Below are 26,772 nucleotides of genomic sequence, written 5' to 3' on the forward strand. Positions count from 1 at the left end.
CGAATCGCATTTTAAATTGATCAGGAGGCCCCGCCCCATGGCCGTATATGCCCATTCCGTCGGCGCCCAGACTTACCGCTTCGACAGCCTCAAGGATGTGATGGCCAAGGCCAGCCCGGCGCGTTCCGGGGATTTTCTCGCCGGCGTCGCTGCCCTCAATGACGGCGAGCGCGTCGCGGCCCAGATGACTTTGGCCGACATTCCACTAAGCCACTTCCTGCAGGAAGCGCTGATCCCCTACGAATCCGATGAAGTCACCCGTCTGATCATCGACACCCACGACAAACAAGCCTTTGCGGTCGTCAGCCACCTCACCGTCGGCGGCTTTCGCGACTGGTTGCTCAGCGATGCCGCCGACGAACAGGTCCTGCGCGCCCTGGCCCCCGGCCTGACTCCGGAAATGGTTGCCGCGGTATCGAAGATCATGCGTGTGCAGGATCTGGTGCTGGTGGCGCAAAAAATCCGCGTGGTCACACAGTTTCGCGGCACCCTGGGCCTGCGCGGTCGACTGTCCACACGCCTGCAACCGAACCACCCCACCGACGAACCGGCCGGTATCGCCGCAAGCATTCTCGACGGTCTGCTGCACGGTAATGGCGATGCCATGATCGGCATCAACCCGGCCACCGACAGCATCGCCTCGATCTGCGCCATGCTGGAAATGCTCGACGCGATCATCCAGCGCTACGAGATTCCGACCCAGGCTTGCGTGCTGACCCATGTCACCACGTCGATCGAAGCAGTCAATCGTGGCGTGCCGTTGGACCTGGTGTTCCAGTCGATCGCCGGTACCGAAGCGGCCAACGCCAGTTTCGGCATCAACCTCAACTTATTGCAGGAAGGTTACGACGCAGGATTGAGCCTCAATCGCGGCACACTGGGTAAGAACCTGATGTACTTCGAAACCGGCCAGGGCAGTGCCCTGTCGGCCAACGCCCATCACGGCGTCGATCAACAAACCTGCGAAACCCGCGCCTACGCCGTCGCGCGGCATTTCAAACCGTTCCTGGTGAATACCGTCGTCGGCTTCATCGGCCCGGAATACCTGTACAACGGCAAACAGATCATCCGCGCCGGCCTGGAAGACCACTTCTGCGGCAAATTGCTCGGTGTGCCCATGGGTTGCGACATCTGCTACACCAACCACGCCGAAGCCGACCAGGATGACATGGACACCCTGCTGACCCTGCTGGGAGTCGCCGGGATCAACTTCATCATGGGCATCCCCGGCTCCGACGACATCATGCTCAACTACCAGACCACCTCGTTCCACGATGCGCTCTACGCCCGGCAGACCCTGGGCCTGAAGCCCGCACCGGAGTTCGAGCAGTGGCTGGCAAAAATGGGCATCTTCACTCAAGCCGATGGCAGGGTTCTCTTCGGCGACAGCCTGCCGCCAGCCTTCCGGCAGGCCTTGGCGCAACTGGGATGAGCATTGACATGGATAAACTACCCTTCGATCCACACAACCCCTGGCTGGAGCTGCGGCGCCTGACGCCGGCGCGAATCGCTCTGGGCCGCACCGGCACCAGCATTCCCACTCGCGCACAACTGGACTTCCAATACGCCCACGCTCAGGCGCGGGATGCGGTGCACTTACCGTTTGACCATGCCTCCCTCGGCGCGCAATTGGCCGAACGTGATCGCCAGTGTCTTTTGCTGCACAGTGCGGCGACGGATCGCAACACGTACCTGCAACGCCCCGATCTGGGGCGAAAACTCAGTGATGCCTCGGCGCAGACCCTGCGTGATTACGCGACGGCCCATCCGGGAGGCGTGGATCTGGTGATCGTGGTCGCCGACGGCCTGTCGGCACTGGCCGTTCATCGCCATACCCTGCCGTTTCTGACGCGTTTCGAAGAGCAAATGGCCGGCGACAGCTGGACTGTTGCGCCAGTCATACTCGTGGAACAGGGCCGGGTGGCCGTCGCCGATGAGATCGGTGAGTTGCTTGGCGCAAAAATGACCGTGATTCTCATCGGCGAACGCCCTGGCCTCAGCTCCCCGGACAGCCTGGGTTTATATTTCACCTACAATCCCAAGGTCGGCCTTACCGATGCCTACCGTAATTGCATCTCCAATGTCCGGCTTGAAGGGCTGAGTTACGGCATGGCGGCACACCGTTTGCTGTATTTGATGCGTGAAGCCTGCCGGCGGCAGTTGTCAGGGGTCAATCTGAAGGACGAAGCGCAGGTTCAGACACTGGCGTCGGACGCGGAGGCCGACATGAAAGCTAATTTCCTGCTCGGCCCGCCGAATGCCTGAACCGCTTCTGCATTGCACATTCGTACCAGTTTCAGGCAGGATCGTTGCGCGGCCGCCAAGGGTTTCCCATCGCCGTCAGAGACGTAAGACAGCCACTTGAAGACGAGACCTACCATGCGGATTATTCAAGCGACCCTCGAACACCTGGACCTGCTGACCCCGTTGTTCGTCAAATATCGCGAGTTTTATGGCTCCCTGCCGTATCCGGACTCGTCCCGGGCGTTCCTCGAAAAACGCCTGCGTCGCAAAGAGTCGGTGATCTACCTGGCGTTGTCCGATGACGACAGCAACAAACTGTTGGGTTTCTGTCAGCTTTACCCGAGTTTCTCCTCGCTTTCGCTCAAACGCGTGTGGATCCTCAACGATATTTATGTCGCCGAGGACGCCCGCCGCCAGTTGGTGGCCGACAACCTGATCCGCACCGCAAAAAAAATGGCCAAGGAAACCAATGCCGTGCGCATGCGTGTTTCCACCAGCAGCAACAACGAAGTCGCGCAGAAAACCTATGAGTCCATCGGATTCAAGGAAGACACCGAATTCAAGAACTATGTGCTGCCGATCAGCGACGAACTCTGAATCACCTGCACCTGTGGGAGCGAGCAGGCTCGCTCCCACAGGTTCGGTATCAAGCCATCGGTCTTGTCATGACATTCCCCGCTACAATCTCGACGCGATTTTCACCTCTCGCCTCGTATAATCCCGAACTCCCCGGCTTGTAAGAAAAACTACCCTTATCCGTAGTCTTACGCGAAGTCATCCGCACAGGCCTGCTGAGTCGGGCCGTTACCACAGGTGCTTTCCATGGATTTCAACCCGATCGACATCGTCCTGCATCTCGACGTCTACCTCGACATGCTTGTAACCAACTACGGGGCATGGATCTACGCCATCCTGTTTATGGTGATCTTTTGTGAAACCGGCCTGGTGGTCATGCCCTTCCTGCCGGGCGACTCCCTGCTGTTCATCGCCGGTGCCGTGGCGGCCGGTGGCGGCATGGACCCGGTACTGCTCGGCGGCCTGCTGATGCTGGCGGCGGTTCTGGGCGACAGCACCAACTACATCATCGGACGAACGGCGGGTGAAAAACTGTTCAGCAATCCGAATTCGAAGATCTTCCGTCGTGACTACCTGCAACAAACCCACGACTTCTACGACAAGCATGGCGGCAAAACCGTGACTCTGGCGCGCTTCATGCCGATCATCCGCACCTTTGCACCGTTCGTCGCCGGCGTTGGGAAAATGCCTTATCCGCGGTTCTTCGCCTTCAGCGTCTTTGGCACTGTCCTGTGGGTCGGCGGGCTGGTGACGCTCGGTTACTTCTTCGGCAACGTACCGTTCATCAAGAAGAACCTGTCGCTGCTGGTAGTCGGCATCATCCTGTTGTCGTTGGTGCCAATGGTCATTGGCATGGTACGTAACCGCCTTGCAGGTTCGAACTCCAAAGCCGAATCGCGCTGACACGATGTGGTCCCTGAGCGCCTGGCGTCGCCGGCGCACCTTGGCAAAGCACCCGATTGCCGATGACATGTGGCAACGGGTGCGCCATCACCTGAGTTTTCTCGATGGCCTCAGCGCCGCCGAAGACCAATGGCTGCGCGAAGCCTGCGTGCTGTTCCTCGAAGACAAGCACCTGAGCGCCCTGCCCGGTGTCGAACTGCATCAGGAACAACGCTTGCTGCTCGCAGCCCAGGCGCAACTGCCGCTGCTGCACCTCGGCGACCTGAACTGGTATCAGGGCTTCCACGAAATCATTCTCTACCCCGACGACTTCCTCAGCCCCCAGCGCCATCGCGATGCCAGCGGCGTCGAGCACGAATGGGACGGAGAACACAGCGGTGAAGCCTGGCAGCAAGGCCCGGTCATCCTCGCCTGGCCCGGCGTAATGGCCAGCGGAGGCTGGGAAGGCTACAACCTGGTGATCCACGAACTGGCGCACAAACTCGACATGCTCAATGGCGTCGCCAACGGCCTGCCGCCGTTGCATGCCGACATGCGCGTCAGCGACTGGGCCAACGTCATGCAAGAGGCCTACGACGACCTAGACCGGCAACTGGAACGCAATCCCGATGCCGAAACGGCCATCGACCCGTATGCCGCGGAAAACCCTGCCGAGTTCTTCGCCGTCACCAGCGAATACTTCTTCAGCGCCCCGGATTTGCTGCACGAGGCTTATCCACAGGTGTACCAGCAGCTGAAGTTGTTCTATCGCCAGGACCCTCTGGCGAGGTTGAAGCAACTAAAGGCGCATGACCCTGTCTATCAGGCACACCAGTGAGCGCCATACGACTTCTGGTGCGTGGCGTCGATCCAGGAATATGCCTATAATCGCCGCCACTTTTTGGTCAATCCGGCCAAGTGTTTTTGGTCAACTAACGGGGGCAACGCCCAATGAGCTACAGCAAGATTCCGGCTGGCAAAGACCTGCCGAACGACATCTACGTCGCGATCGAGATTCCGGCCAACCACGCGCCGATCAAATACGAAATCGACAAAGACAGCGATTGCCTGTTCGTTGACCGTTTCATGGCCACCCCAATGTTCTACCCGGCCAACTACGGTTACATCCCGAACACCCTGGCTGACGACGGTGACCCCCTCGACGTGCTGGTCGTAACCCCTTACCCGGTTGCTCCAGGCTCGGTAATCCGCGCCCGTCCGGTCGGCATCCTGAACATGACCGACGATGGCGGCGGCGATGCCAAGGTCATCGCAGTCCCACACGACAAGCTGTCCCAGCTGTACGTCGACGTGAAGGAATACACCGACCTGCCAGCGCTGCTGATCCAGCAGATCGAGCACTTCTTCGCGAACTACAAAGATCTCGAAAAAGGCAAATGGGTGAAGATCGAAGGCTGGGCCGGCGCAGACGCCGCCCGCGACGCGATCACCAAGTCGGTTGCTGCCTATAAAGGTTAAGAGCGGCCGCGAGCTTCAAGCGACAAGCTTCAAGAAAAACCCTGGTTGAACCAGGGTTTTTTGTGGGCGCTTGATAAGTGCGCTAAACATAACGTTTAACCCTGCTCGATCTTGGTTTTTACTTGTTTAAAATTCCCCAAGAGCGTCTTACATCCCGTCGTAAATTTCCCGCGAAATTTGAACGAGGCGTTTATTCAAACCCTTGTTAGCCGCCAGTAGACTCGCGTTCATGAAAAAGAACACTAGCGGCCCACGCTTCAAGGCTCTCCTCGAAGCAGCGAACATCACGACCACCGGATTTGCCGAATTCCTGGATACGGCTCCGCAAAATGTACATAACTGGTACACCCGCGGTGTGCCCGCCCATTGCATGGAAGAAGTCGCCAGAAAACTCTCCGTCAGCAGCGACTGGCTGAAAACCGGCGAAGGCTCGAAAGATGCCCAGCACCTGCGCCTGCTCGAAGACTCCGGCAACATCTTCGATGCCCAGACCATCCGCGGTGTCTATACAGTCATCGAGCCTGTCGACGTCGAACTGCCATTCCTCAAAGAAGCTGTCACCGCCCCGGGCTCCAACATAACCCACGTTATAGAAGACCCCGAGAAATCCATCCGCCTGCCCCGCAGCCACCTCGATTCCCTGGAAATCAACCACGCCGACGCCATCTGCGCCCTTATGAGCGGCAATAGCATGGGCGAGAAAATTGAAGACGGTTCGACCCTGGCGATTGACCGTGGCCTGACCCAGATTGTCGATGGCGAGATCTACGCCATCGAACATGACGGCATGCTGCGCATCAAGTACCTGCACCGACTACCGGGCAACTCCCTGCGACTGCGCAGCCACAACCGCGCCGAATACCCGGATGAAATCTTCAGACCCGCCCAAATCGAAGAGCAGAACATCAGGGTGCTGGGCTGGGTGTTCTGGTGGTCGACCCTGAACAAACGGCGGCCGGCGCTGCCGTTTCTTTAAGCGCTCCAGAACGCCCATCGGCCGCCCACCCGGGCGGCCAAACGGCTCTGCCCGGCACTTCCCGCTGGGAATTTTCGTCAAACCTGCGTATGCTGCGCCCCACATTTGCGCATCGATCCGCCTTGCGGCTCAGATGCACTGACCTGACAGATGACTTTCTCACCAGGTCCCACAGCCGGACGCAAGATCCGGGTGTACGTTTTGAAGGCTGGCGCGGTTTACCAAAAATGATCCAAGCCAGTCCCCGAGAAGCCGGCCACAAGCCGGCTTTTTAATGTCTGAAAGAAAGTGATTCACGACAAAAATCACTCAACCCCTTCAGTATTCAGCGCATAAAACTCCTGCAACTTGGCTTGCAACAGTTTCTTGTCTGGCAATTGGGTGTGGTACTCCGCGATCAAGGCAGGCGACAGCGAGCGGTTCAGGGCGTACTCGACGATTTCGTCCTCTTTGCTTGCGCATAACAATACGCCGAGCGCCGGGTTTTCGTGTGGTTTGCGGACATTGCGGTCCAACGCTTCAAGATAAAAATCCATCTTCCCCAGGTATTCCGGCTCAAAGCGCCCGACCTTGAGTTCGATCGCCACCAGGCAGTTCAGCCCACGGTGGAAAAACAACAGGTCCAGTGCAAAGTCACGCCCACCTACCTGCAACGGATATTGCGAACCCACAAAGCAGAAGTCCCTGCCCAGTTCGATCAGAAAGTCCCTGAGCTTGTGCAGCAAGCCTCCATGCAAGTCTGTCTCTGCATGACCACGTTCCAGAGCCAAAAACTCGACCACATAGGCATCCTTGAACACGTCCAGAGCCTGGGGATGAATTTGTCTCAGCGGTGCTGACACTTTTGCCGGGCTGACCACTGAACGTTCAAACAGAGCCGCCTTGAACTGCCGCTCCAGTTCGCGGCTCGACCACTTCTCCTGGATTGCCATGCGCAGGTAAAACTCACGCTCCTCCGGGCGTTTGCTCTGGTTGAGGATGATCATGTTGTGTGTCCAGGGCAATTGTCTCAGCAGTGCTGAGACTTTTACGTCATGCCTGTACGCTTCGAAAAATTGACGCATACGAAACAAATTAGGCCGGGTAAAGCCCCTCAGTCCGGGCTGAGTACGAGCGAGGTGAGTGGCTAATCGAGCCACCACCCCATCCCCCCACTCCGCCGCTTCAATTTTGCGACTGATGTAGGCCCCAACCTGCCAGTGCAACTCAATCAGCTCGGTGTTGACCGCCTGCATGGCGCGTTGTCGCGCTGTCACGATCAGTTGGGTGATTTCGTTGAAAGCAGAATCGATAGAGGTATTGCCAGGAAGATCATTCACGTCAGGGCATTTCCATGTCGGTTGGAGGGCCCTCTCAATTACTCCTGATACCGACGCAAGAACATTCACAATGTATGTCTGCATGAAACAACGCTAATAGGCCTCCATCCCACCCAGAGAACACGTGCAAAGCAAAAATGGTCGATGCTAAATCCACCCCGTCCTTCCTCTGTCTTATCCGGGTGCAATGATGCTGCTGGCAGTGCTGGGTGTGGTGCAGGTCAGTTGGCGGGGTCAAGGGGGTCGATATTGTCCCGCTCGTTTTCACCCGCGAGTGGTGCTACGACCTTTCTAACCTGCTTTCACAGGCGGATGAAGCCCTGTATGGCGCCAAGGATCACGGGCGCAATCGTGTGCAAACCCTGCGCAAGTTGTACCTCAACCTCACGGATAGCTGAATGACTTCACCAACGTCAGCTCCCCCACCGCGCGCATCGGCACCAGGAACGTCTCCATCTTCTCGCTCGGCGTGCCTTCCTCGGTAATCACCGTCACCTGCGCCGTGGTCAGCGCTTGCACCGCGTCTTCCTGCCCCTCTTCATCACTGCTGTAGCCACCGCCAAAGTAGTTCACATACACCAGATATTGCCCCTTGATCGGCGCGGGCATGGCGAAGATCTCCGGGCCGTAGCCGGTGGTGACGTCGACGTCGAGCGCTGCGCCGTTGGGGGCGACGCGGTCGCCGTACCAGATGTGGGCGCCGTCGGGGGTGATCAGGTGCAGGTCGAGGTCGGTGTTATCGCTGTCCCACGACAGCAAAACGCGCAACTTGGCCGGGGTCGCACCGCCGCTGCTGTTGAGAAATTGCGTGCGGTGACGTTGTTGGCCATCAGGGCTGCGTACTTCGACGCTGTTGCTGCCGTTGGGGAATGAGAACGGGCGATCGAAGCGGCCGGCCGGGTCGATTTTCAGCGGCATGCTCACCCCGTTGACGATCAGCCGGCCGGGCTCTGTCGACTTCGGTGTGGCTTTGATCTGCCCGCTGATGCGAGCGGTGTTGGCCTGCCCTGCCGGGGTATTCACCGACGAGGCCGGGTAGTTGACGGTCTGCCGGAAGCTTTCCCCTTCGCCCTCAGGCGCGCCGGTGCGCCAACCGCCTGCGGGGGTGTCGAGTTTGACGCTGTCAGCCGCCATCACCGATGGCAACGCCACCAGCGAACAGAGCAACAGCAAGACCTGTGGATAACGGAGTTTCATGGCCTATTCCAGCAAGAGGTGGCGGGCGAGCCCTTCGATGTAGGTTTCATCCTGGCCGTTGGGGTGTGCTTCGAAGGCCAGGTGCAGGTATTCGTGGGTCAGGTCGAGGCGTTCTTGCAGCGTCTGCGCGCCGCGTACGTAGATGCGCTGACGTTCGCGGTCGACATAGGGGCGGCCGAAGGCCAGGCGGCATACGGCGAAGGTGCTGACTTCGTTGTAGCCGGTTTCGCTTTCAAGCTTTGGGCGCCAGCCGCGCCGTTGTTTCTGCAGCCATTCCTGTGCGACGGGCAACGCTTCGCAGGACGCGACCGGGTTGTCCCAGCGGCTCAGACTGGCGCGTGGGTAGGCGTGCAGCAAGATGGCGTCGTAACGTTGGCCGACCCGTGCCTGTTCGACGGCTTGCTGCCAGGACAGTTTGTCCGGGCCGGGTTGATCGGAATGGTAGGTGACGGTGCTGCCGGCCAGGACCAGGTCGCTGGTCCACGCGGCGATGTCGCGAGACCCGGACGACGCCGGACGCGGTGCGACCCGCTGACGGCTGCTGCTGTCGTCGATGCTCAGGCAGTCACCGCTGCGCGTGGCGTTTTGCAGCAGGTACGTGCGGATGGCCACGGCCAGGGCTTTGGCGGCTTCGACCGGTTCGGCACTGGCTTCGCGCTGGAGAACACGGGCGACGTATTCTTCGCGATCCAGCCGGGCGACGAGCTTGTCGTTGAGCAGGAATAGTTCGCCGTCGCTGTGAATATCCAGCGCATTGCCGTTGGCGAATTCAACACGGTAGTCTCCCTGCAACGCTCCGGAAGTCACCACACTGCCCCCCGACAGCACGCGCCGAAGTGGATAGCGCGAGAACAGGTCGACCTCTACGCATTTCCCTGCATCCGCAGGCCATGAAGCGGGAATCACCGTAGACAGTGCCTGCGCGTAATCACGCAGTACCCGCTGACTGGTGCCCCGTCCTCCGGCCCAGACCGATGCACCATCCGCCGTCCAACCGGCAAACCCGCCCTGACGCAACGCAGCATCCTGATCCGCCAACCAGCTCCAGGTCTTCACCCGCAGACGGCTTCCGAGTTCGCCGACGACATGGCCATCGCCGGCATTGAGCACCACATCGAGCAACACACGTCGGGCTTGATCCTGTGCCGGCAGTACCGACAGCACCTTCAACAGTTCCGCCACCGAAACCCGGGTAGCCGGTTGCAACGAAGGCAAATCCAGCACCCATTGCGGCGCCTGCCGCGTCTGCCAATAGGCTCGCCAATCTGCATCGGTAATGCCCAGCCGCGCGGGTTCGAAATACAGACCGCATGACTTCACCAACGCCTGATCACGCTCGATCCTGCCGCCCGCCGTGCAGCAATAAACCTCTTCCTTCGACTGGCCGCGACATTCATAAGCCGGCTCACGCGCGCCGGTGTCCACCAGCCAGGCGTAGACGAACAACTTCCACACACTGCCCAGCGGCGTCTGCAAGGTCTGCGGCAACGGCTCGCGGGTGATCACCTTCGTTCGGTTCAGCGACAACAAGTCGCCGTTGAAGGCCAGGCGCAAAGGTTCGTCCTGCGCCGTTGCCAGCACAGGGATCAAACACAGCAACCCACCTATCAGCAGCCTGTGCACGTCAGTGAACCGTGACTTGGCCAAGGGCTGCCTTTTGTTCCACTGCCTGATGCTGCGGTGCATAGACCTGAGTGAAACGCACCGGCGGCAAGTTGAACTGCCCCTTCTGCGAGAAGCGCACCAAGTGCCGCAGGCGCAATTCGCCACTCAAGGCATCCACCGGAACGGCATAAGCCATTTGCCCCGGTTCGAAACGCGCCTTCTCCAGCGCTGTTGGCTCGGTGTCGGCCTTGCCCATGAGCTTGATGCCCCAGGTGGTGCGCTCGACATCGGCGCCCGGCGGCAGCGGCACTTCCAGCATGCCGTAACGCAACGGTCTGGCGGCTTTGCTGGTGACGATCACTTCGTCGAGATAAAGGTTATCGCTCGACAGTGGCGCATTGCCGACCGCTTCGAGTTTGAAGGTGAAGGCTTCATCCCCCGGCACCAGTCGCGACAGGCGACGGGTGATGGTCACGGCCATCGGATCGACCGCCGGCTGTTGGCTGCGGTAGCTCAGTGCAGCACGTAATGGACGCTCTTGCGCGCCGCTTAGCGTCAATACCGTCGGCACGGGCGCAGCCCCCTGCCACGTCCAATACATCTCACCAGAAACCCCGTACTGCTTCTTCCAGCCTTCACCCGGCGCCAATGCAATGGTGGGCGATGCCTGCTCGATGCTGCGTTGCAGCCAGGTCAACGCCAACGCACGCTCCAGGGTCGATTGCTGCGGCAACAAACGTTGCAACAACGCTTGAGCGTGAGCCTGATCGAAGGGCTGCAGCGACAGGTTCAGCGCTTCGGCAAACGGCTGGGAACTGACCGCCAGACGTTGCTGCGCGTCGGCCAGTTGCCGGTTGAACACATCCGGCAAAGCGACCTTCGCTTGCCTGGCCAGCGATGCCGTCAGCACCCGTGCGGCCGCCAGCCCCAAGGCTGAATCCGGATCGCTCATGACGAGGCTGTCTTCGCCGTCTTCCATCAGATTCGCGGCAGTGCCCTCACCCGCTTTCGCCAGGTCGTCCATCAAGCCACTGAGCAAGGTGTTGACCGGTAACTGCATCTGTCGGGCAAACGACAGGATCAGCGCCCGCTGCAACAGCGGCGTGCTCTTCGCCTGCTTGGCGTAGACCTCCAGCACCCGCTGCCAATGCTCCGGCGGCAGGCTCAGTTCAAGCACCTGGCTGGCATGCCAGTCGGCGTAATAGGCGTAAGCGGTGAGGAACGCATCCGGCTCGCCGTCCATGCCCCACCAGGTGAAACACGCCGAAGGGCCAGCCATTTGCACCAGGCGCAAGCGACTGTTTTGCATGATCAGGCGCAGGCGATCGCGGATCTGCGGATTCGCCGCCAGCGTCGGGTAGGCGATGCTCAACGGCAACAGGCGACTGGCGGTCTGCTCGACGCCACCGTAGGGGTAGCTCAGCAGGTCGTCGAGGGCAGAACGGAACAACGCTGGCGGACTGTCATCCAGGCGCAGGCGGATATCACTGGCGTCTGTCGGCAACGTCAGCGGCGTATCGCCCTCACCCACATCAAGGCTCTGGGTTTGAGTCACCTGCCAGCCTTCACCGGTCGCGCTCAGGTGCACCGTCAGGGCGTCAGCGGTTTTGCCGTCCTGCACCAGCTCGGCGCTCCACTCGCCATTGGCCAGCTCAAAGGCCGGCAACGGGATGTAGTTGATGCCGCTGTTCAGGGTCGCAGGCACGCGCTGTTCGTTGCCGGCGTAACGGGTCACCAGTTCGGCCTTGACCGGTTTCTCGGCCTGACTGAAGGCGAACACGCCGAGGTCCGGTTTGTCGCCGGCGCGGAATCGAGTCGGGCCGCTCCACTTCAGGTACAGCGGTTTTTCCGAGCGCACGAATTGCTTCTTCTGCCCGACCTGCCCGCCATCGGCGATGGCCCTGGCGGTGATGCGCCAGCGGGTCAGGGAGTCGGGCATCTTGAAGGTGAAGCGGGTTTTGCCATTGGCATCGGTCAGCAACTCAGGTTGCCACGCCGCCGTGTCGACATCCTCGCGACGCGGTCGCTCCAGCACTTTCACGCCGCGCTCACTGCGATTGGCTTTGCCCGGTGCACCGGGGCTGCCCGGCAGGGCGACGTCATAACTGATGAACGACAAACTGGCGCTGGTGCGCACGTTGTTACGCCGTGGGTGATAGAAGAACTGGTCGATGCTCGGCGCGACTTCCGGTTGCAGCGCGTAGACCATTTCATCGACCACGCTGACCGTCAGGTGCGCGGGAATCGCTTTGCCGGCGAATTGGGTGGTCAGGTCCACCGAGACGGTTTCGCCCGGCTGATAGGTTTCTTTATCGGTGGTGATGACCACATCGATCTGCGGCGTAATCACTTTGATGCCGGCGTTCTGGAAACTGTACTGGCCGCCCTTGGTGTACAGCACCGAGAAGGTCAGGTTCGGCGCGAAACCGTCCTTCACCGGGATGCGCGCGCGGTATTGGGTATCGCTGAGTTTTTCCATCTTCAGCCAGTCGCCGCCTTTGGAAAGTAACGCAGTGGCTTCGACCTTATCGCGCTCCAGAGACAGCAGCGCATCGCTCACTGGCTCGGGGAAAGTGATCAGCGCCAGCGCCTCATCACCGGCTATGTACTCGGGCTTGTCGAGGACGATTTTCACGGTGCCGGGTACGGCTTTGACACCTTCGCCGGTAACCGAATGACCGGTGGCACCGACCACCCGGCCATGATCATCCTTGAGCGTCAGGTTGTAGGTGCCCGGCCGGTCAAAGGCCAGGGTGAACCCCTTGTCGATTGCCGCGAGTTTGCCTTCGCCGATGCTCTGGTCTTCCAGGCGTACCCAGTCGTAGCTGCCCGGCGTAACGGCATCGACCTGCTCACCTTCGCGGGTGTAGCTGAAGGCAACCCTGTCACCCACCGCGCTGAAACGCCGAGGCGCGCTCAAGCGGAAATTCGCCGCGCCACGGTCGATGAGGATTTCCTTGGTGGTCTTGACCCGATACGCCGCACCGTCGCTGGCAAACACCGTGAGCATGTAGCGACTCGGTTTGTCGGCAGCCGGCAAGTCGAGGGACGCGTTGCCCTTGGCATCGGTGGTCAATTCGGTGCTGGTCAGCTCCACCGGAAATTGCCCGAGGTATTGCAGTTCGTTGTCGACCATCGACAGTTGCTGGGCGCGCAGGCTCAGACTCAATTTCGCATTGGCCACCGGTTTTCCGTCCGGGTACAGCAGCACCAGGTTGCCCTTGACCGGCTCGCCAGTACGGTAATCCTGCTTGGCCAGATTGAGCGAAATCTCGAAGTGCGGCTTGATGTATTCAGCGACACGAAAGGCGCTGCTGTAGGCCTGATCCTTGTAGTTGAAACGCAGTTCATAACCACCGGCCACGGCGTTATCGGGCAACTGGAATCGGCCTTGAGTGCCAGCCTTGGAATCGAGTTTCAGATCGAGGGATTGCAGCGCCGTGCCGGTCGCATCCAGCACGGTCACATTCACGTCGGCCGCGCTTGGCTGCACCGAGTCCCGCGCGTTCTTGAACTCCCGCCCGACGATTTTCAGCGACACCCAATCCCCCGGTCGATACAGCGGCCGATCGGTGAAGGCATAAAGTTTGGTGTCATAGATTTCGCTGTCGTAGTAGAAGTTCTCGGAGACGAACACCCCACCCTCTTCGTCTTCGCCGATCACGAACGAGCGCTCGGGGCTGACGTGCTTCAGGCGCAGCAAGCCGTCGGTATCGGTGGCACCGCTGCTCATCACGCCGAGGCCGTCAGTCCACAGCACATTGACCTTCGGCACCGAGCTGCCTTCGTGTTTGCGCGCGGCCCACACCAGCAATTCGTCACCGGCGATCTTGCTCACCGCCACGGTGTTGGAGACAAACACCATGGTGGTCGCACGGTACTTGCCGATCAGCGCCTCCACCAGATAAAGACCCGGTTTGAGATTACCCAGCGGGATGTACACGTTGCCCGGCGCGACGCTGACGAACTCACTGGAAGAGCCGGCCAGGTTCACCCCGGCAGGTGGCTGGATCGGCTTGGCCTGCCACAACGGATAACGGAACTGGCTGACTACCGGCAAACCCGGTATCAGTGCAAATTGCGGCTGCGCATCGTAGGGCGTTGGCGCGGCCATCGCATTGCCCATCTTCAGTTCCGGCACTTCCTCGGTGACTTGTTTACGCGACTCGTAGGAAAACGCCCGCTGCATCACCCGACGGGATTTGCGATACCAGTTGTCCCACAGGTAAGCGAGAGTGTTGGACAGCCCTTCACCCTTGAACTGGCCATCGCTGACCACCCGATGCAGGTTCTTCTGGCGCTTGAGAAAATCCATTGGCTTGTCGATGCGATACACCCGAATGTCGGCACCACCGTAGGGCTCCATGCGAAACCGGCGATAGTCGCGACCCGGCGCTTCGAGGCGCACCATCGCCTGTTCGTCGCTGGCAAAGCTGCTGTCGGCCAGCAGGAAAAAACTCTCGCCGGCCACTGGTGCATAGCCGCTGGACGGGATCGAGTCGTCCGCATCAACCGCCGAGAAAGGCAGCACCAATACCAACAGCAGAGACAGAAAACGCAGCATGCGGGCACCGGTCATTGGGAAAGAAAATTCAGTCGATAGACGCCGATGAAGTTGGGGTTGGCTGCGTCGGGTATCCATCGGGTGTCCTTCCATGTCATGAGTTGCTGCAGGCTTGCCGAACGCATGCCGTTGTCGGTGGGTGTGCTGGTGCCGGTGTGATAGGCAATGTAGCGGCCCATCCAGATCATCAGGTGCTGGTCGTCGCCCTGATCGAAAAACATCAGGTCGCCGGGGCGTGCTTGGGCCACATCGCGGCTGACCAGATGGCTGTTGAACTGGATCAATTTGATCGCATTGACGTATGGCCCGACTTTGCCGCCGCCCTGCTGCCATTGCTGGGCAAGACCGCGCTGGGCATCGCTCAATTGCAACTCCGGCGGCAGGTAACGATTGGACAGGCCATTGCTGCGCAGCCATTTGTCGTCATGGACTTTCAGTGCTTCGTTAGCGGCGAAGCGCACCAGTCCGGCGCAGTCTTGCTGATACCAACGGGGGCTCGGGCCCTGGCTCAGTTGCTCCTGGGCGATGCGCACGAACCAGGCGCGAAACACCTGGGATTGCTGTGGGTCGAGCGATGGTGCCTCGTCAGCGCGGGCACCCGCGCTCAGCAACAAGGCCAGCAGGCCGAGACTTCGGATCAATGCCGTCACAGAGCTTTCCACTCCAGCGGCAGCCACTGCCAGTGGCCGTCAGGCTCGCTGCCTTCGGGCAAGGTCAGGGCGTATTTACCGTAGCCGCCGAGCTTGCGCAGTTTCGGGATCAGCCAGGTTTGCGCGGCGTTGTAGAACACCGGCTCCATGTCCTGGGGCAGGCTGTCGAGGGTTTCCTGCTGCATCAGTTGCGCCATGGACTCCGGACCGAAATAGACCGGCATCAGCAGGTCTTTTGGCACCACGTCGGCCATTGGCGGGAAACGTTTGTCGAGGGTGCCAAGAGCCTTGTCCACCAGCTTGTCATCGAGAGAAAACAGCAGCGTCGAACCGTGACGCGCCAGGCTCACGCGCATGAACGCCTTGCCGCTGATGGCATCGGGATCTTGAGCTTCCTTGGCCGTATAGGGACCGAAACTGGAGCTGACCTGACGTTGCCACAGATGGCTCTGGCCTTGCTGTTTTTCCACCACCGGGAAGGCGCCTTCTTCGACATTGCTCTCGTAGGCACCGACCATCGAGCCGAACAGACTGCCCAAGTCTCCATCGAGTTTGCCGCCGCCATCATCGTTGAGGCTGGCCACCAGTAAGGGTGTGTACAACCGCGAATCGGCATACCAGCACAGGCCCGCCGCGCCGGCCATGTGTTCGGTCAGCGCCTGAGCCACCTTCTCCTCGGCACCGAGTTTCACCAGCAGCGGTTTCTGTTGTTCGGCAGCCAGCGGCAACGCCACGCAAGCGCTGGCGCCCATCGGCATGGCTTGCCAGATCGGCTTGAAATCGAAGTCCGGCTGATTCTCCAGTTCATCCATGGCCAGGAAGCTGTGCCAGCCCTTGTCGTCCATGTCGAAACGCAGGCCGGCGAAGTTCGCAATGAAGCGCTGGTAACCCATGGCCAGCACGCTGGCATTCACCGACAGGCGTTGTTTCACCTGCGGCGCACGAGGCGGCAGGCCAAAGGCTTCGGGGAACAGTTTGTCGCCATTGAGCAACGCGGCAATGGCCGTGGTCGATACGCTGCCCGATTCTTCCGTTGCACCGCTTTGTGGATCGTAGAGCTTCGCCGGGTTGGACAGCACCACCAGTTTGTCACCATGGGACGCAAACAGCAGCGCCTTGCTGGCGTTGTAATTGAGTTGATAGAGCGCCACGTCGTCGGTGCCGACCTTCACGTCAGCGACTTTGCTCAACTGCGAGTCGTCCAGCGCCACTTTGGCCAGCGGCTCCAGCACCTTGGCCAGCCCGCCGCGATCCATCACCAGCAGGAAATCCTTGAGCCGCCCATCCGCCCCGCGCCACAACGCTACGTCGGCAGGCTGATCGAACAACTGCTCGATCAAGGTGTCCTGCAGTTTCAGGTCATGTTCGTAGATGATCCGCCGCAAGCTGCCGATCAACCCCAGGCGGTCGGCATGGCTTTCGTAATAGAAGACGAAGTCTTCGGTCAGGGTTTCCTTGAGAAACGGCACTGCCAGCAAGTCCTTGGGCAACTGGCTCAGGGAATGGGTTTCCAGCAAGCCATCCGGGCGGCTCATGCCCAGTTTGTCACTGGCCAACGCAGGCGCCGGGGCCTTGGGCTTGTGCATGAACCACCCCAACCCACCGGCCACAACGACGACCAGGCATATCCCGATCAGCAGTGTCGGCCAATGCAGGGAAGGTTTGGCCGCTGGTGCGCCAGCGGCCGGAGTAACAGCGCTATCACTCATGTTCACAAAACCCGATGTTCATCCGTGGAGCGGGGATGCTTAGTAGTTGAAAGTCTTGACCAGCAGCAGGTCGCCGATTGCGCGCAGGGGCACGAGGAACGTCTCGCGTTTTTCATCGACGGTGTTTTCGTTGAGCACCAGGTTGATCTGCGAGGTAATCACCTCGTTCTGGTTGCTTGTCTCATCGAAGTTATAGCCGCCGCTGCCGAAGTTGCCCCAATAGTTCACGTAAACCAGATAGGTGCCATGCAGCGGTGCGGTCATGGTGAACATTTCCGGACCCGGGCCATCGACGCCGTCAGGGTCGAGGCCGCCGCCGTTGGTCAAGGCCGGGTGCGCCCAGAAGGCATGCTGGCCATCGGGCGTGACGATGTGCAGGTCGAGTTCGGCCTTCGGATCGTCCCAACCCAGCACCACGCGAATCTTCGCCGGAGTGCGCAGGTTGTTGGCTTCATAGAATTGAACACGCTTGAGCGACTGGCCTTCGGCACTGCGGATTTCGACGCTGTTGGAACCGGCACCAAACGCGTACGGCCGGGCGAAACGCCCTTGCTCGTCGGTATAGAGATTCAGCGGATTGCCATTGACCGCCAAGGTGTGCGGCCCGCGCTGAGTGCCGAGGGCCTTGAGGCGGCCTTCGATCATCGTGCGGTTGCGCTGCACGCCTCTATCAATCGGTGGCGTGGGATAGGCGACTTGCGGGTTTTCGCTACGGTCCAGCAGACCGTTGTAACGCCAGCCACCCACCGGCTCCGACAACTCGGCATTCGGCGCGGCCAGAATCACGGGCGCGATAGCCAACCCGATCAGCAGCAAAAGAAATGAGCGCATGCGACGCCTCCTGCCATGCATGACGAAACCTTGCGCCTGATCCTGGGCGCGTTACCGATGCGGATACTGCGTTTCGTCTGAAAGACCCGTAACTGCCAGGTCGTATAGGGCTCGAAGGTTAGCCATTCGAGTGTTTTTTAACAATCCGATTGCTCTGAAATTGCGGCGGGAATCACGGTAACGGGTGGACCGTGAGCCGAATAAGCGCCATATTCGGCTCATTATATGAGCCGAATAGCCTTTCCAATCGGCTCACCCCCCACGTAGAGCATCAAGTTCATGACACATCAATGGATATGGCAGCAGCCTGATTGGCCGGGGTTCACCTGGAATGCCGAACGCCTGGCGCCCTTGTTACGCGAGTGCGTTCAAGCACAAGGTCGGCTAATGGGCATGGCCAGTTCCGTGGGCAGTTCGCTGAGCGCGCAAAGTGAGCTGGATGCGCTGTTGCAAAACATCGTCACCTCATCGGCCATTGAAGGTGAACAACTGAACGTCGGCTCCGTTCGTTCGTCGCTGGCTCGACGCTTGGGCCTGGATCTACCTGATGGCGATAGAGTCAGTCAACGCAGTGAAGGTCTTGCGCAATTGATGCTCGATGCTACGCAGCATTTTGCCGAGCCGCTGACGCTGGATCGCTTGCTGCACTGGCATGAATGGTTGTTTGCGGAGCAGGACGGCGACCTCGCCGCCCGGGCGATACGTGTCGGTGCATTGCGAGGTGATGAACCGATGCAGGTCGTCTCCGGTCGTCTCGACAAGCCGACCGTGCACTTCGAAGCGCCGCCTCGACTGGGTCTTGAGCGTCAACTCGAAATCTTCCTCGACTGGTTTGAGAGCGGCCGAAGGCAGGCCGGACTCGACCCATTGCTGCGTGCTGGCCTCGCACACTTCTGGTTTGTCACACTCCACCCTTTTGACGATGGCAATGGTCGCCTCACACGCACCATCACCGATCTGGCATTGGCACAGGGCGAGGCTCAGGCGATTCGCTTCTACGCTATGTCGGCGAGCATCCTGGAGGACCGTTCTGGCTATTACCGCGTGTTGGAAAACAGCCAGAAAACCACGCTGGACATCACCGAATGGCTGGAGTGGTTTCTACAAACCCTGTTGCGCAGTCTGCAGCAGGCCATGGCGCGGATAGAGTCGGTGCTGGGCAAAGCCCGCTTCTGGCAGGCACATCGGGAGGCTGAACTGTCGGCCGAGCAGACCAAAGTACTCAATCGCTTGCTGGATGGCGGGGAGCGAGGATTCGAAGGCGGGATAAGCGCAGCGCAATATCAAGCCGTGGCGAAAGTATCCAAGGCGACCGCGACCCGCCATCTGGCCGAACTGCTGGCTAAGGGCTGCCTGCAACGCCTGCCCGGTGGCGGGCGCAGCACCCGCTACCGAATCCACTATCCTGATAACCCGGTACTGTAGGAGCTGCCGAAGGCTGCGATCTTTTGATCTTGCTTCTAAAAAACAAAGTCAAAAGATCGCAGCCTTCGGCAGCTCCTACAAGGGGCGTGCGTCGTCTGTGAGTTTGCCCATGAACCCCCTATCTGCTAGTGTCGCGCCGGTTTAACGTCAACCGGAAATCGCCGCCATGGCCCGCAAAAAAGCTGCACTGGATTTCGAACAGTCCCTCGCCGACCTGCAAACGCTGGTGGAGCGTCTGGAGAATGGCGAATTGTCGCTCGAGGACTCGCTGGCCGCTTTCGAGCAAGGCATCGGTCTGACCCGCGATTGCCAGGCAGCGCTGGCCCAGGCCGAGCAAAAGGTTCAAGTGCTGCTCGAGCGTGATGGCGAGTTGGCCGAGGAACCCTTCGACGCGGATCAACCAGAATGATTGCAGCGTACTCGGCCACCAGCCAGGCCCGCGTCAATGCGGCTCTGGAAACCCTGTTCATCGCGCCGAGCCCTGAGCTGGCGCGGCTGTATGAGGCCATGCGCTACAGCGTGATGAATGGCGGCAAACGCGTGCGTCCACTGCTGGCCTACGCCGCGTGCGAAGCGTTGGGCGGCAAGGCCGAGCAAGCCAACGGCGCAGCCTGCGCGGTGGAGCTGATCCACGCCTATTCGCTGGTGCATGACGACTTGCCGGCCATGGACGATGACGATCTGCGTCGCGGCCAGCCCACTACCCACAAGAAATTCGATGAAGCCTGCGCGATCCTCGCCGGCGACGGTTTGCAGAGCCTGGCCTTCAGCGCCCTGCTCGATCCAAACCTGAGCACGTCGGATGCCGAAATCCGCCTGCAAATGGTCAGTGCCCTGGCGCTGGCCGCAGGCCCGGCGGGCATGGTCGGCGGTCAGGCCATCGACCTCGGCTCGGTCGGTCTGAAGCTTGACCAGAAAGCCCTGGAGTACATGCACCGGCACAAGACCGGGGCGCTGATCGAAGTCAGCGTCAAGCTCGGTGCCCTGGCCAGCGGCCGTGCCGAGAAAGACGAACTCAAGTCCCTGCAGACTTATGCACAGGCCATCGGCCTGGCATTCCAGGTGCAGGACGACATTCTCGACGTCGAAAGCGATACCGAAACCCTCGGCAAACGCCAGGGCGCCGACATTGCCCGGGACAAACCGACCTACCCGGCCCTGCTCGGCCTCGACGCCGCCAAGGCCTATGCCCTGGAGCTGCGCGACCAGGCCCTGCACGCACTGCGACCGTTTGACGCGGCGGCCGAGCCATTGCGCGATCTGGCCCGGTATATCGTCGATCGCCGCAGCTGACGGCGAATTCGCCAAAAAAAACCAACGCGTGGGCAGGGACCGATGCATCAGGTAAACTGCCGCATCTTTTATACCTATAACGATTCGCCTGATGCCCACGACGTTTCATGAGATTCCCCGCAAGCGCCCGACCACGCCCCTGCTCGACCGCGCGAAAACGCCGGACGGCCTGCGCCGGTTAGGCGAAGCCGAGCTGGAAACCCTGGCCGATGAATTGCGCCTGGAATTGCTCTACACGGTCGGCCAGACCGGTGGGCATTTCGGTGCCGGCCTGGGCGTGATCGAGCTGACCATCGCGCTGCATTACGTCTTCGACACCCCGGACGACCGGCTGGTGTGGGACGTGGGTCATCAGGCTTATCCGCACAAGATCCTCACCGGTCGTCGCGAGCGCATGGGCACCCTGCGCCAGAAGGACGGCGTTGCCGCGTTCCCGCGCCGCTCCGAGAGCGAATACGACACCTTTGGCGTCGGCCACTCCAGCACCTCGATCAGTGCCGCGCTGGGCATGGCGATTGCCGCCCGCCTGCAAAACAGCGAGCGCAAGGCGATCGCGGTGATCGGCGACGGCGCGTTGACTGCCGGCATGGCGTTCGAGGCGCTGAACCATGCGCCGGAAGTGGACGCCAACATGCTGGTGATCCTCAACGACAACGACATGTCGATCTCGCGCAACGTCGGTGGCTTGTCGAACTATCTGGCGAAGATCCTTTCCAGCCGCACCTACGCCAGCATGCGCGAGGGCAGCAAAAAAGTGCTGTCGCGCCTGCCCGGTGCCTGGGAAATCGCCCGGCGCACCGAAGAATATGCCAAAGGCATGCTGGTTCCCGGCACGCTGTTCGAAGAACTGGGCTGGAACTACATCGGCCCGATCGATGGCCACGACCTGCCGACCCTGATCGCTACCCTGCGCAACATGCGCGATCTGAAAGGTCCGCAGTTCCTGCACGTCGTCACCAAGAAAGGCAAAGGCTTCGCCCCGGCGGAAGTCGACCCGATCGGTTACCACGCCATTACCAAACTCGAACCGCTGGACGCCCCGGCCGTTGCGCCGAAAAAGGCCAGTGGACCGAAATATTCCGGTGTGTTCGGTGAATGGCTGTGCGACATGGCGGCTGCCGATCCGCGCCTGGTCGGGATTACCCCGGCGATGAAGGAAGGCTCGGATCTGGTCGCATTCAGCGAACGATTCCCGCTGCGCTACTTCGACGTGGCCATTGCCGAGCAGCACGCCGTCACCTTCGCGGCCGGCATGGCCTGCGAAGGCGCCAAACCCGTGGTGGCCATCTATTCGACCTTCCTGCAGCGCGGCTACGACCAGTTGGTGCATGACGTCGCCGTGCAGAACCTCGACGTACTGTTCGCCATCGACCGCGCAGGCCTGGTGGGCGAAGACGGTCCGACCCACGCTGGCAGTTTCGACCTTTCGTACCTGCGCTGTATCCCCGGCATGCTGGTGATGACCCCGAGCGATGAAAACGAGCTGCGCAAAATGCTCACCACCGGTCACCTGTATGAAGGCCCGGCGGCCGTGCGTTATCCACGCGGTAATGGCCCGAACGCGACCATCGAGAAGGACCTGGAGCCGATCGAGATCGGCAAGGGTGTGATTCGCCGCCACGGCAGCAAAGTCGCCCTGCTGGTGTTCGGCGTGCAACTGGCCGAAGCCCTGAAAGTCGCCGAGACGCTGGACGCGACCGTGGTCGACATGCGCTTCGTCAAACCGCTGGATGAAGCGCTGGTTCGCGAAATCGCCGGCAGCCACGAACTGCTGGTGACCGTCGAAGAAAACGCGATCATGGGCGGTGCCGGTGGCGCGGTCAGCGAATTCCTCGCCCGCGAAAACATCCTCAAGTCGATGCTGCACCTGGGCTTGCCCGACATCTACGTCGAACACGCCAAGCCTGCGCAAATGCTGGCCGAGTGTGGTTTGGATGAAGCGGGAATCGAAGCGTCCATTCGCGAGCGCCTGCAACTGCTCAACATCTAAACGCAAAACCCTGTGTAGGAGCGGCCGAAGGCTGCGATCTTTTGATCCTGGCCTTCGACAACTCCATATCTGAAAAAATCAAAATCAAAAGATCGCAGCCTTCGGCAGCTCCTACGGGGAGTTGCGTCGCATCTGAAATCTCGGACCCTCCATGAAACTCTCTCCCTTCGCCCTGACGGTGCCCCTGCTGTCGGCCGGTCAACTGCTGGCCGACACCTTCGAACGCGATCAGGCCCTGAAGCTGCCCGATGTGTTGATCAGCGCCAACCGCCAGGTCGAAGCGCGCAATGACAGCAGTGCCGCCAACACCGTATTCACCCGCGCAGACATCGATCGCCTGCAACCCGATAGCGTCACTGATCTATTGCGCCGGGTACCTGGCGTTCAAGTCTCGCAGACCGGCGGGCGCGGCAGTCTTCCGGGTGTCTACATCCGCGGCACCCAGTCGGCCCAGAGCCTGGTGCTGGTGGACGGCCAGCGCATCGGCAGTTCGACCTCCGGGGACAGTAACCTGCAGCACATCAACATCGAACAGGTCGAGCGCGTGGAAGTGCTGCGCGGCTCCCGCTCGGTGATTTATGGCAGCGATGCGATTGGCGGGGTGATCCAGATCTTCACCCGTCGTGGCGGCGAACAGGGCCTGCAACCTCGACTGCACATGGGTTTTGGCAGCAACCAGACCTGGGAACACAGCCTCGGTTTGTCCGGTGGTGATGAAAAAACCCGCTTCAACCTCGGCGCCAGCCTCGACGAAACCGCCGGGATCAATCGCACCCACGAGTCGTATCCCAGCGACGGCGACCATGACGAATACCGCAACAAATCCGTCAGTCTGAGCCTCAGCCATGCGCTGACCGATGACATCGAAGTCGGTGCCAACCTGCTGGATAACCGCGGCAAAAGCGAGTTTGACAACCCGTTCGGGCGCTTCGACATGAATACGTTCAAGTCGGTCCAACAGCAGCCCTACAACGAATTCGATGTGAGCAGTGTCAGCAGCTACATAGACGCGCGCTTCAATGATCTGTGGAAAACCCGCGTCGAGTTCGGCCACAGCGAAAACCGTGAGAAGACCCTGGACAAGCTCAGCGATGAGCGCAGCGTGTTCAACACCTACCGCGATTCGGTGAACTGGCAGAACGACCTGACGCTCAACGAGCGCAACAGTTTGCTGCTCGGAGGTGACTGGTATGAAGACCGCATCAACAGCAGCACCGCGTTCGATGAGGACAGTCGCTGGAACCGAGCGGCGTACATCCAGCACCGCTATCAGGCCGACAGCTTTTCCACGGAGTTGGGCCTGCGTCACGACGATAACCAGCAGTTCGGCAGCCAGAACACCTGGAGCGGCACCTTCACTCTGCCGCTGAACCCGGACAACGACGTGCTGCTGACCTACAGCGAAGGCTTCCGCGCGCCGACGTTCAACGATCTGTACTACCCCGGCTTCAGCAATCCGGACCTCAAGCCTGAAACGTCGAAAAGCTATGAACTGCAATGGCGCAGTCAATTGAACGAGAGCAGTCGCCTGGAGACGTCGCTGTATCGCACCGACCTTGAAGACGCGATCATTTTCGGCAGCAACTTGCGCCCCGAGAACGTTGCTTCCGCGCGAATCAACGGCTTCGAAGCCGCACTGAAGCAGGAACTGTTTGGCTGGCAGAGCAACCTTGGCGTGGCGATCATCGACCCACGTGACCGCGACACTGGCCATACCCTGGCCCGTCGCGCGCGGCGCACCTTGAGCCTGGACCTGGACCGACAGTTCGATCGCCTGGGCCTCGGCGCCAGTTGGCAAGCGGTCAGCAACAGCTATGACGACCTGAACAATCAACAGCCGCTCGGCGGCTATTCCTTGTTGGGACTGCGCAGCAGTTGGGAGCTCAATCGTGAAATCAGTCTGGAGCTGAAGGTCGATAACCTGCTGGACAAGGGTTACAGCCGGGCGTTGTACAGCCATCAAGGTAGCCCGTACGGGTATCGCGAGGAAGGTCGGGCGTGGATGTTCGGGGTGACCTGGACACCGGAGATCTGATCTGATCTGAAGTTTTCCGCGCATGGAATGGCCTCATCGCGAGCAAGCTCGCTCCCACAGGTTTTGCGACTGGATTACAGATTTGCAATCAAACCGAATCCCTGTGGGAGCGAGCTTGCTCGCGATGAAGGCACCTCGGTCTCAGCGGTCTGGCGCAATCAAATGGCAAAGCTTTGCAGTCGCCTCGATCATCTGCCCACTCGGCCGCTCCAGGCCCTTGTCCGTCACCAAGCGCAACTGTCCCTGTGCCACGGCCGCCACCTGTGGCCAGGCTTTCCACGCATCGAGCTGCGCCTGTTCGCTGGCCAGAATCACCTCGGGATTACGCTGCAGCACGGCTTCCACACTGACTTGCGGTGCCGGCAGCTTCAGATCGGCAAACACGTTTTGGGCACCGCAGACCTCCAGTGCATCGCTGATGATCTGCTCGCCGCCAACCGTATACAGCGGCCGATCCCAGACCTGATAAAACACCCGTAACGGCTTATCCCGTCGATAGCGTTGGCGCAATTCATCCAGCCGCTGGCGTAAATCGCTGGCCAATGAAGTTCCGCGTTCAGGCCGACCAAGCTGAGCGGCTATGGTCTCGATCTGTGCGGCGAGCTGGTGCAGGCTGTGGGGTTCGGCGACGTAGGTGGGAATATTCAGTCGCTTGAGCTGGTCACGCTGGGCCGGGCCGACGCTACCGGGCCATAACAGCAACAGATCGGGTTTCAGGCTGAGCAGGCGCTCCATGTCCAACTGGCCATAGCGGCCAACGGAGGGCAGGTCCTTGAGTTGCGCAGGCCGTTCACCGGCGTCCAGCACACCGACCATGAGGTCGGCGGAGCCCAGTTCAACGACGATTTCAGAGAGCGACGGTGCGAGGCTGACAACCCGCTCGACCGCGATGGCCGAGCCACTGGCGGCCAGCAGCAACACCGCCAGCCAGAGCGCGCGCATCAACCGAGTTGACGCGGAATACGGTAGAGGTAGAACAGCACGGCGGTCGACAGTGCCAGCAGCATCAGCGGCACCGCTTCAAGACCGACGAACACCGCCAGGGCACCGATCCAGGCCGGCAGCCCGGCGACGAGGAATGCCGTACGCCGCTTGGCCGCCAGACTGATCCAGGCGGCAGGTTCTTCAGGGGTATCGAGGGCTTTCTGGGTGGCGATCAGCGCGTGTTTGTAGGCACCGAAGAACCTCAGGCTGACAAACATCGAGGCGACTCCGGCGATGAACAACGGCATCGCCAGCACCGGCAGAATGGTTTCGCCCTGGCCGAACACCGCGTTGATCACAAACAGCGGCAACAAGGCCAGTGCCAGGTACTGCCACCAGTTGACGGACAGTCGCCGCCGCACCTGACCGCGGGTCACGCCCGGTCTACCTCGCCCTGATGCTCATTGCCCATCATGTGGTCGAGCTTGCTGGCCTTGGTCGCCAGGTAGAGTCGGTTATGCGGATTGTGGCCGGTGTGCAGCGGCACGCGCTCGGCGACCACGATACCCATGTCGGTCAAGGCTTTGACCTTGCGCGGGTTGTTGGTCATCAGGCGCAGGGATTTCACGCCCAGGTGCTCCAGCATCGGCAGGCACATGGCATAGTCACGCTGATCGGCGGCAAAGCCCAGACGCTCGTTGGCTTCGACGGTGTCGGCACCACCGTCCTGCAGCTCATACGCGCGGATCTTGTTCAGCAGGCCAATGCCCCGGCCTTCCTGACGCAGGTAGAGCAAAACGCCGCGACCTTCGCGGGCGATGGCCTGCAAGGCGGCCTCCAGTTGCGAGCCGCAGTCGCAACGCTGGCTGAACAAGGCGTCGCCCGTCAGGCATTCGGAGTGCAACCGGCCGAGTACCGGGGCACCGTCGGCGAATTCACCCAGACTCAGCACAACGTGCTCGCGGCCGGTGGCTTCATCGAGAAAGCCGTGCATGGTGAATTGCGCAAAAGGCGTTGGCAGCTTGGAAGCGGCGACAAAAACGACAGGCACCGGTGTGCTCCTGATCTAAAGA

General features: G+C 60.6%; 22 protein-coding genes. 12 read left to right on the forward strand and 10 right to left on the reverse strand.

The genetic code is table 11. The features are described 5' to 3' along the window. Positions 1–37 precede the first annotated feature (37 nt). From AC1DKH_RS16295 to AC1DKH_RS16325, 7 genes are all read left to right on the forward strand, one after another. Complete coding sequence (locus AC1DKH_RS16295; RefSeq protein WP_477798656.1) at positions 38–1,432, forward strand: ethanolamine ammonia-lyase subunit EutB; 1,395 nt, start codon at positions 38–40, stop codon at positions 1,430–1,432. An 8-nt stretch (positions 1,433–1,440) separates the two neighbouring features. Next, positions 1,441–2,265: an ethanolamine ammonia-lyase subunit EutC gene (gene eutC / locus AC1DKH_RS16300; protein WP_477798657.1), complete on the forward strand. Its 825-nt coding sequence runs from the start codon at positions 1,441–1,443 to the stop codon at positions 2,263–2,265. 114 nt (positions 2,266–2,379) lie between these two features. Beyond that, a complete protein-coding gene (locus AC1DKH_RS16305) occupies positions 2,380–2,841 on the forward strand; it encodes a GNAT family N-acetyltransferase (RefSeq protein WP_477798658.1) in 462 nt (153 codons plus the stop codon). Between the two features lie 225 nt (positions 2,842–3,066). After that, positions 3,067–3,723: a DedA family protein gene (locus AC1DKH_RS16310; protein WP_477798659.1), complete on the forward strand. Its 657-nt coding sequence runs from the start codon at positions 3,067–3,069 to the stop codon at positions 3,721–3,723. Between the two features lie 4 nt (positions 3,724–3,727). Then, positions 3,728–4,540, forward strand: coding sequence for a M90 family metallopeptidase (locus tag AC1DKH_RS16315; RefSeq protein ID WP_477798660.1), 813 nt, complete (start codon positions 3,728–3,730; stop codon positions 4,538–4,540). A 113-nt stretch (positions 4,541–4,653) separates the two neighbouring features. After that, positions 4,654–5,181 (forward strand): inorganic diphosphatase, encoded by a 528-nt coding sequence (gene ppa / locus AC1DKH_RS16320; RefSeq protein WP_007894323.1) that lies wholly within the window; start codon positions 4,654–4,656, stop codon positions 5,179–5,181. A gap of 229 nt (positions 5,182–5,410) precedes the next feature. Continuing rightward, on the forward strand, positions 5,411–6,157 hold the full coding sequence (locus tag AC1DKH_RS16325; RefSeq protein WP_477752883.1) for a LexA family transcriptional regulator: 747 nt from the start codon (positions 5,411–5,413) through the stop codon (positions 6,155–6,157). 305 nt (positions 6,158–6,462) lie between these two features. On the opposite strand, the gene AC1DKH_RS16330 is transcribed toward AC1DKH_RS16325, so the two are convergent. From AC1DKH_RS16330 to AC1DKH_RS16360, 7 genes are all read right to left on the reverse strand, one after another. After that, complete coding sequence (locus AC1DKH_RS16330; protein WP_477798661.1) at positions 6,463–7,476, reverse strand: PDDEXK nuclease domain-containing protein; 1,014 nt, start codon at positions 7,474–7,476, stop codon at positions 6,463–6,465. Between the two features lie 384 nt (positions 7,477–7,860). Then, positions 7,861–8,673: a YfaP family protein gene (locus tag AC1DKH_RS16335; protein WP_477752881.1), complete on the reverse strand. Its 813-nt coding sequence runs from the start codon at positions 8,671–8,673 to the stop codon at positions 7,861–7,863. 3 nt (positions 8,674–8,676) lie between these two features. Then, positions 8,677–10,320 (reverse strand): DUF2300 domain-containing protein, encoded by a 1,644-nt coding sequence (locus AC1DKH_RS16340; protein WP_477798662.1) that lies wholly within the window; start codon positions 10,318–10,320, stop codon positions 8,677–8,679. Continuing rightward, positions 10,298–14,857: an alpha-2-macroglobulin family protein gene (locus AC1DKH_RS16345; protein ID WP_477798663.1), complete on the reverse strand. Its 4,560-nt coding sequence runs from the start codon at positions 14,855–14,857 to the stop codon at positions 10,298–10,300. The genes AC1DKH_RS16340 and AC1DKH_RS16345 overlap by 23 nt, the downstream gene beginning before the upstream one ends. Further along, positions 14,854–15,492 carry a DUF1175 domain-containing protein gene (locus tag AC1DKH_RS16350; protein ID WP_477798664.1) on the reverse strand — a complete coding sequence of 213 codons (639 nt, stop codon included), beginning with the start codon at positions 15,490–15,492 and terminating at the stop codon, positions 14,854–14,856. Before AC1DKH_RS16350 ends, AC1DKH_RS16345 begins: the two co-directional genes overlap by 4 nt. Beyond that, entirely contained in the window at positions 15,489–17,201 is a 1,713-nt protein-coding gene (locus AC1DKH_RS16355; RefSeq protein WP_477798665.1) for a DUF2138 domain-containing protein, read from the reverse strand. The genes AC1DKH_RS16350 and AC1DKH_RS16355 overlap by 4 nt, the downstream gene beginning before the upstream one ends. A 39-nt stretch (positions 17,202–17,240) precedes the next feature. Further along, entirely contained in the window at positions 17,241–18,032 is a 792-nt protein-coding gene (locus tag AC1DKH_RS16360) for a YfaP family protein (RefSeq protein ID WP_477764463.1), read from the reverse strand. Between the two features lie 279 nt (positions 18,033–18,311). On the opposite strand from AC1DKH_RS16360, the gene AC1DKH_RS16365 reads away from it, so the two are divergent. From AC1DKH_RS16365 to AC1DKH_RS16385, 5 genes are all read left to right on the forward strand, one after another. After that, complete coding sequence (locus AC1DKH_RS16365) at positions 18,312–19,457, forward strand: Fic family protein (protein ID WP_477798666.1); 1,146 nt, start codon at positions 18,312–18,314, stop codon at positions 19,455–19,457. Positions 19,458–19,623: 166 nt separating this feature from the next. Next, positions 19,624–19,866 carry an exodeoxyribonuclease VII small subunit gene (locus tag AC1DKH_RS16370; protein ID WP_007970180.1) on the forward strand — a complete coding sequence of 81 codons (243 nt, stop codon included), beginning with the start codon at positions 19,624–19,626 and terminating at the stop codon, positions 19,864–19,866. Then, the gene (ispA, locus tag AC1DKH_RS16375) at positions 19,863–20,750 is read left to right on the forward strand and encodes a (2E,6E)-farnesyl diphosphate synthase (protein ID WP_477798667.1); all 888 of its coding nucleotides are present in this window, start codon (positions 19,863–19,865) and stop codon (positions 20,748–20,750) included. The genes AC1DKH_RS16370 and ispA overlap by 4 nt, the downstream gene beginning before the upstream one ends. 91 nt (positions 20,751–20,841) lie before the next feature. Further along, the gene (dxs, locus tag AC1DKH_RS16380; RefSeq protein WP_477752875.1) at positions 20,842–22,740 is read left to right on the forward strand and encodes a 1-deoxy-D-xylulose-5-phosphate synthase; all 1,899 of its coding nucleotides are present in this window, start codon (positions 20,842–20,844) and stop codon (positions 22,738–22,740) included. Positions 22,741–22,891: 151 nt separating this feature from the next. Further along, on the forward strand, positions 22,892–24,775 hold the full coding sequence (locus AC1DKH_RS16385) for a TonB-dependent receptor domain-containing protein (RefSeq protein ID WP_477798668.1): 1,884 nt from the start codon (positions 22,892–22,894) through the stop codon (positions 24,773–24,775). A 141-nt stretch (positions 24,776–24,916) separates the two neighbouring features. Here the strand turns inward: AC1DKH_RS16385 and AC1DKH_RS16390 are convergent, their stop codons facing one another. The 3 genes from AC1DKH_RS16390 to ribA are packed head-to-tail and all read right to left on the reverse strand — an operon-like array spanning position 24,917 to position 26,750. Continuing rightward, complete coding sequence (locus AC1DKH_RS16390; protein WP_477798669.1) at positions 24,917–25,717, reverse strand: cobalamin-binding protein; 801 nt, start codon at positions 25,715–25,717, stop codon at positions 24,917–24,919. Further along, positions 25,717–26,136, reverse strand: a complete 420-nt coding sequence (locus AC1DKH_RS16395) for an MFS transporter (RefSeq protein ID WP_477798670.1) — start codon at positions 26,134–26,136, stop codon at positions 25,717–25,719. Before AC1DKH_RS16395 ends, AC1DKH_RS16390 begins: the two co-directional genes overlap by 1 nt. Further along, positions 26,133–26,750, reverse strand: a complete 618-nt coding sequence (gene ribA, locus AC1DKH_RS16400; RefSeq protein WP_150726901.1) for a GTP cyclohydrolase II — start codon at positions 26,748–26,750, stop codon at positions 26,133–26,135. Before ribA ends, AC1DKH_RS16395 begins: the two co-directional genes overlap by 4 nt. Between the last annotated feature and the right edge of the window lie 22 nt (positions 26,751–26,772).

The sequence above is a fragment of the Pseudomonas sp. 05L36 genome (genome assembly GCF_056398125.1).

What these genes read in the sequence shown, in the direction of transcription:
- AC1DKH_RS16365 (WP_477798666.1), top strand. Translation starts at nt 18,312, where the DNA reads ATGACACATCAATGGATATGGCAGCAGCCTGATTGGCCGGGGTTCACC.
- AC1DKH_RS16355 (WP_477798665.1), bottom strand. Translation starts at nt 17,201, where the DNA reads ATGAGTGATAGCGCTGTTACTCCGGCCGCTGGCGCACCAGCGGCCAAA.
- AC1DKH_RS16345 (WP_477798663.1), bottom strand. Translation starts at nt 14,857, where the DNA reads ATGACCGGTGCCCGCATGCTGCGTTTTCTGTCTCTGCTGTTGGTATTG.
- AC1DKH_RS16385 (WP_477798668.1), top strand. Translation starts at nt 22,892, where the DNA reads ATGAAACTCTCTCCCTTCGCCCTGACGGTGCCCCTGCTGTCGGCCGGT.
- AC1DKH_RS16315 (WP_477798660.1), top strand. Translation starts at nt 3,728, where the DNA reads ATGTGGTCCCTGAGCGCCTGGCGTCGCCGGCGCACCTTGGCAAAGCAC.
- dxs (WP_477752875.1), top strand. Translation starts at nt 20,842, where the DNA reads ATGCCCACGACGTTTCATGAGATTCCCCGCAAGCGCCCGACCACGCCC.
- ppa (WP_007894323.1), top strand. Translation starts at nt 4,654, where the DNA reads ATGAGCTACAGCAAGATTCCGGCTGGCAAAGACCTGCCGAACGACATC.
- AC1DKH_RS16390 (WP_477798669.1), bottom strand. Translation starts at nt 25,717, where the DNA reads ATGCGCGCGCTCTGGCTGGCGGTGTTGCTGCTGGCCGCCAGTGGCTCG.
- AC1DKH_RS16325 (WP_477752883.1), top strand. Translation starts at nt 5,411, where the DNA reads ATGAAAAAGAACACTAGCGGCCCACGCTTCAAGGCTCTCCTCGAAGCA.
- AC1DKH_RS16360 (WP_477764463.1), bottom strand. Translation starts at nt 18,032, where the DNA reads ATGCGCTCATTTCTTTTGCTGCTGATCGGGTTGGCTATCGCGCCCGTG.
- AC1DKH_RS16370 (WP_007970180.1), top strand. Translation starts at nt 19,624, where the DNA reads ATGGCCCGCAAAAAAGCTGCACTGGATTTCGAACAGTCCCTCGCCGAC.
- AC1DKH_RS16310 (WP_477798659.1), top strand. Translation starts at nt 3,067, where the DNA reads ATGGATTTCAACCCGATCGACATCGTCCTGCATCTCGACGTCTACCTC.
- ispA (WP_477798667.1), top strand. Translation starts at nt 19,863, where the DNA reads ATGATTGCAGCGTACTCGGCCACCAGCCAGGCCCGCGTCAATGCGGCT.
- eutC (WP_477798657.1), top strand. Translation starts at nt 1,441, where the DNA reads ATGGATAAACTACCCTTCGATCCACACAACCCCTGGCTGGAGCTGCGG.
- AC1DKH_RS16335 (WP_477752881.1), bottom strand. Translation starts at nt 8,673, where the DNA reads ATGAAACTCCGTTATCCACAGGTCTTGCTGTTGCTCTGTTCGCTGGTG.
- AC1DKH_RS16295 (WP_477798656.1), top strand. Translation starts at nt 38, where the DNA reads ATGGCCGTATATGCCCATTCCGTCGGCGCCCAGACTTACCGCTTCGAC.
- AC1DKH_RS16305 (WP_477798658.1), top strand. Translation starts at nt 2,380, where the DNA reads ATGCGGATTATTCAAGCGACCCTCGAACACCTGGACCTGCTGACCCCG.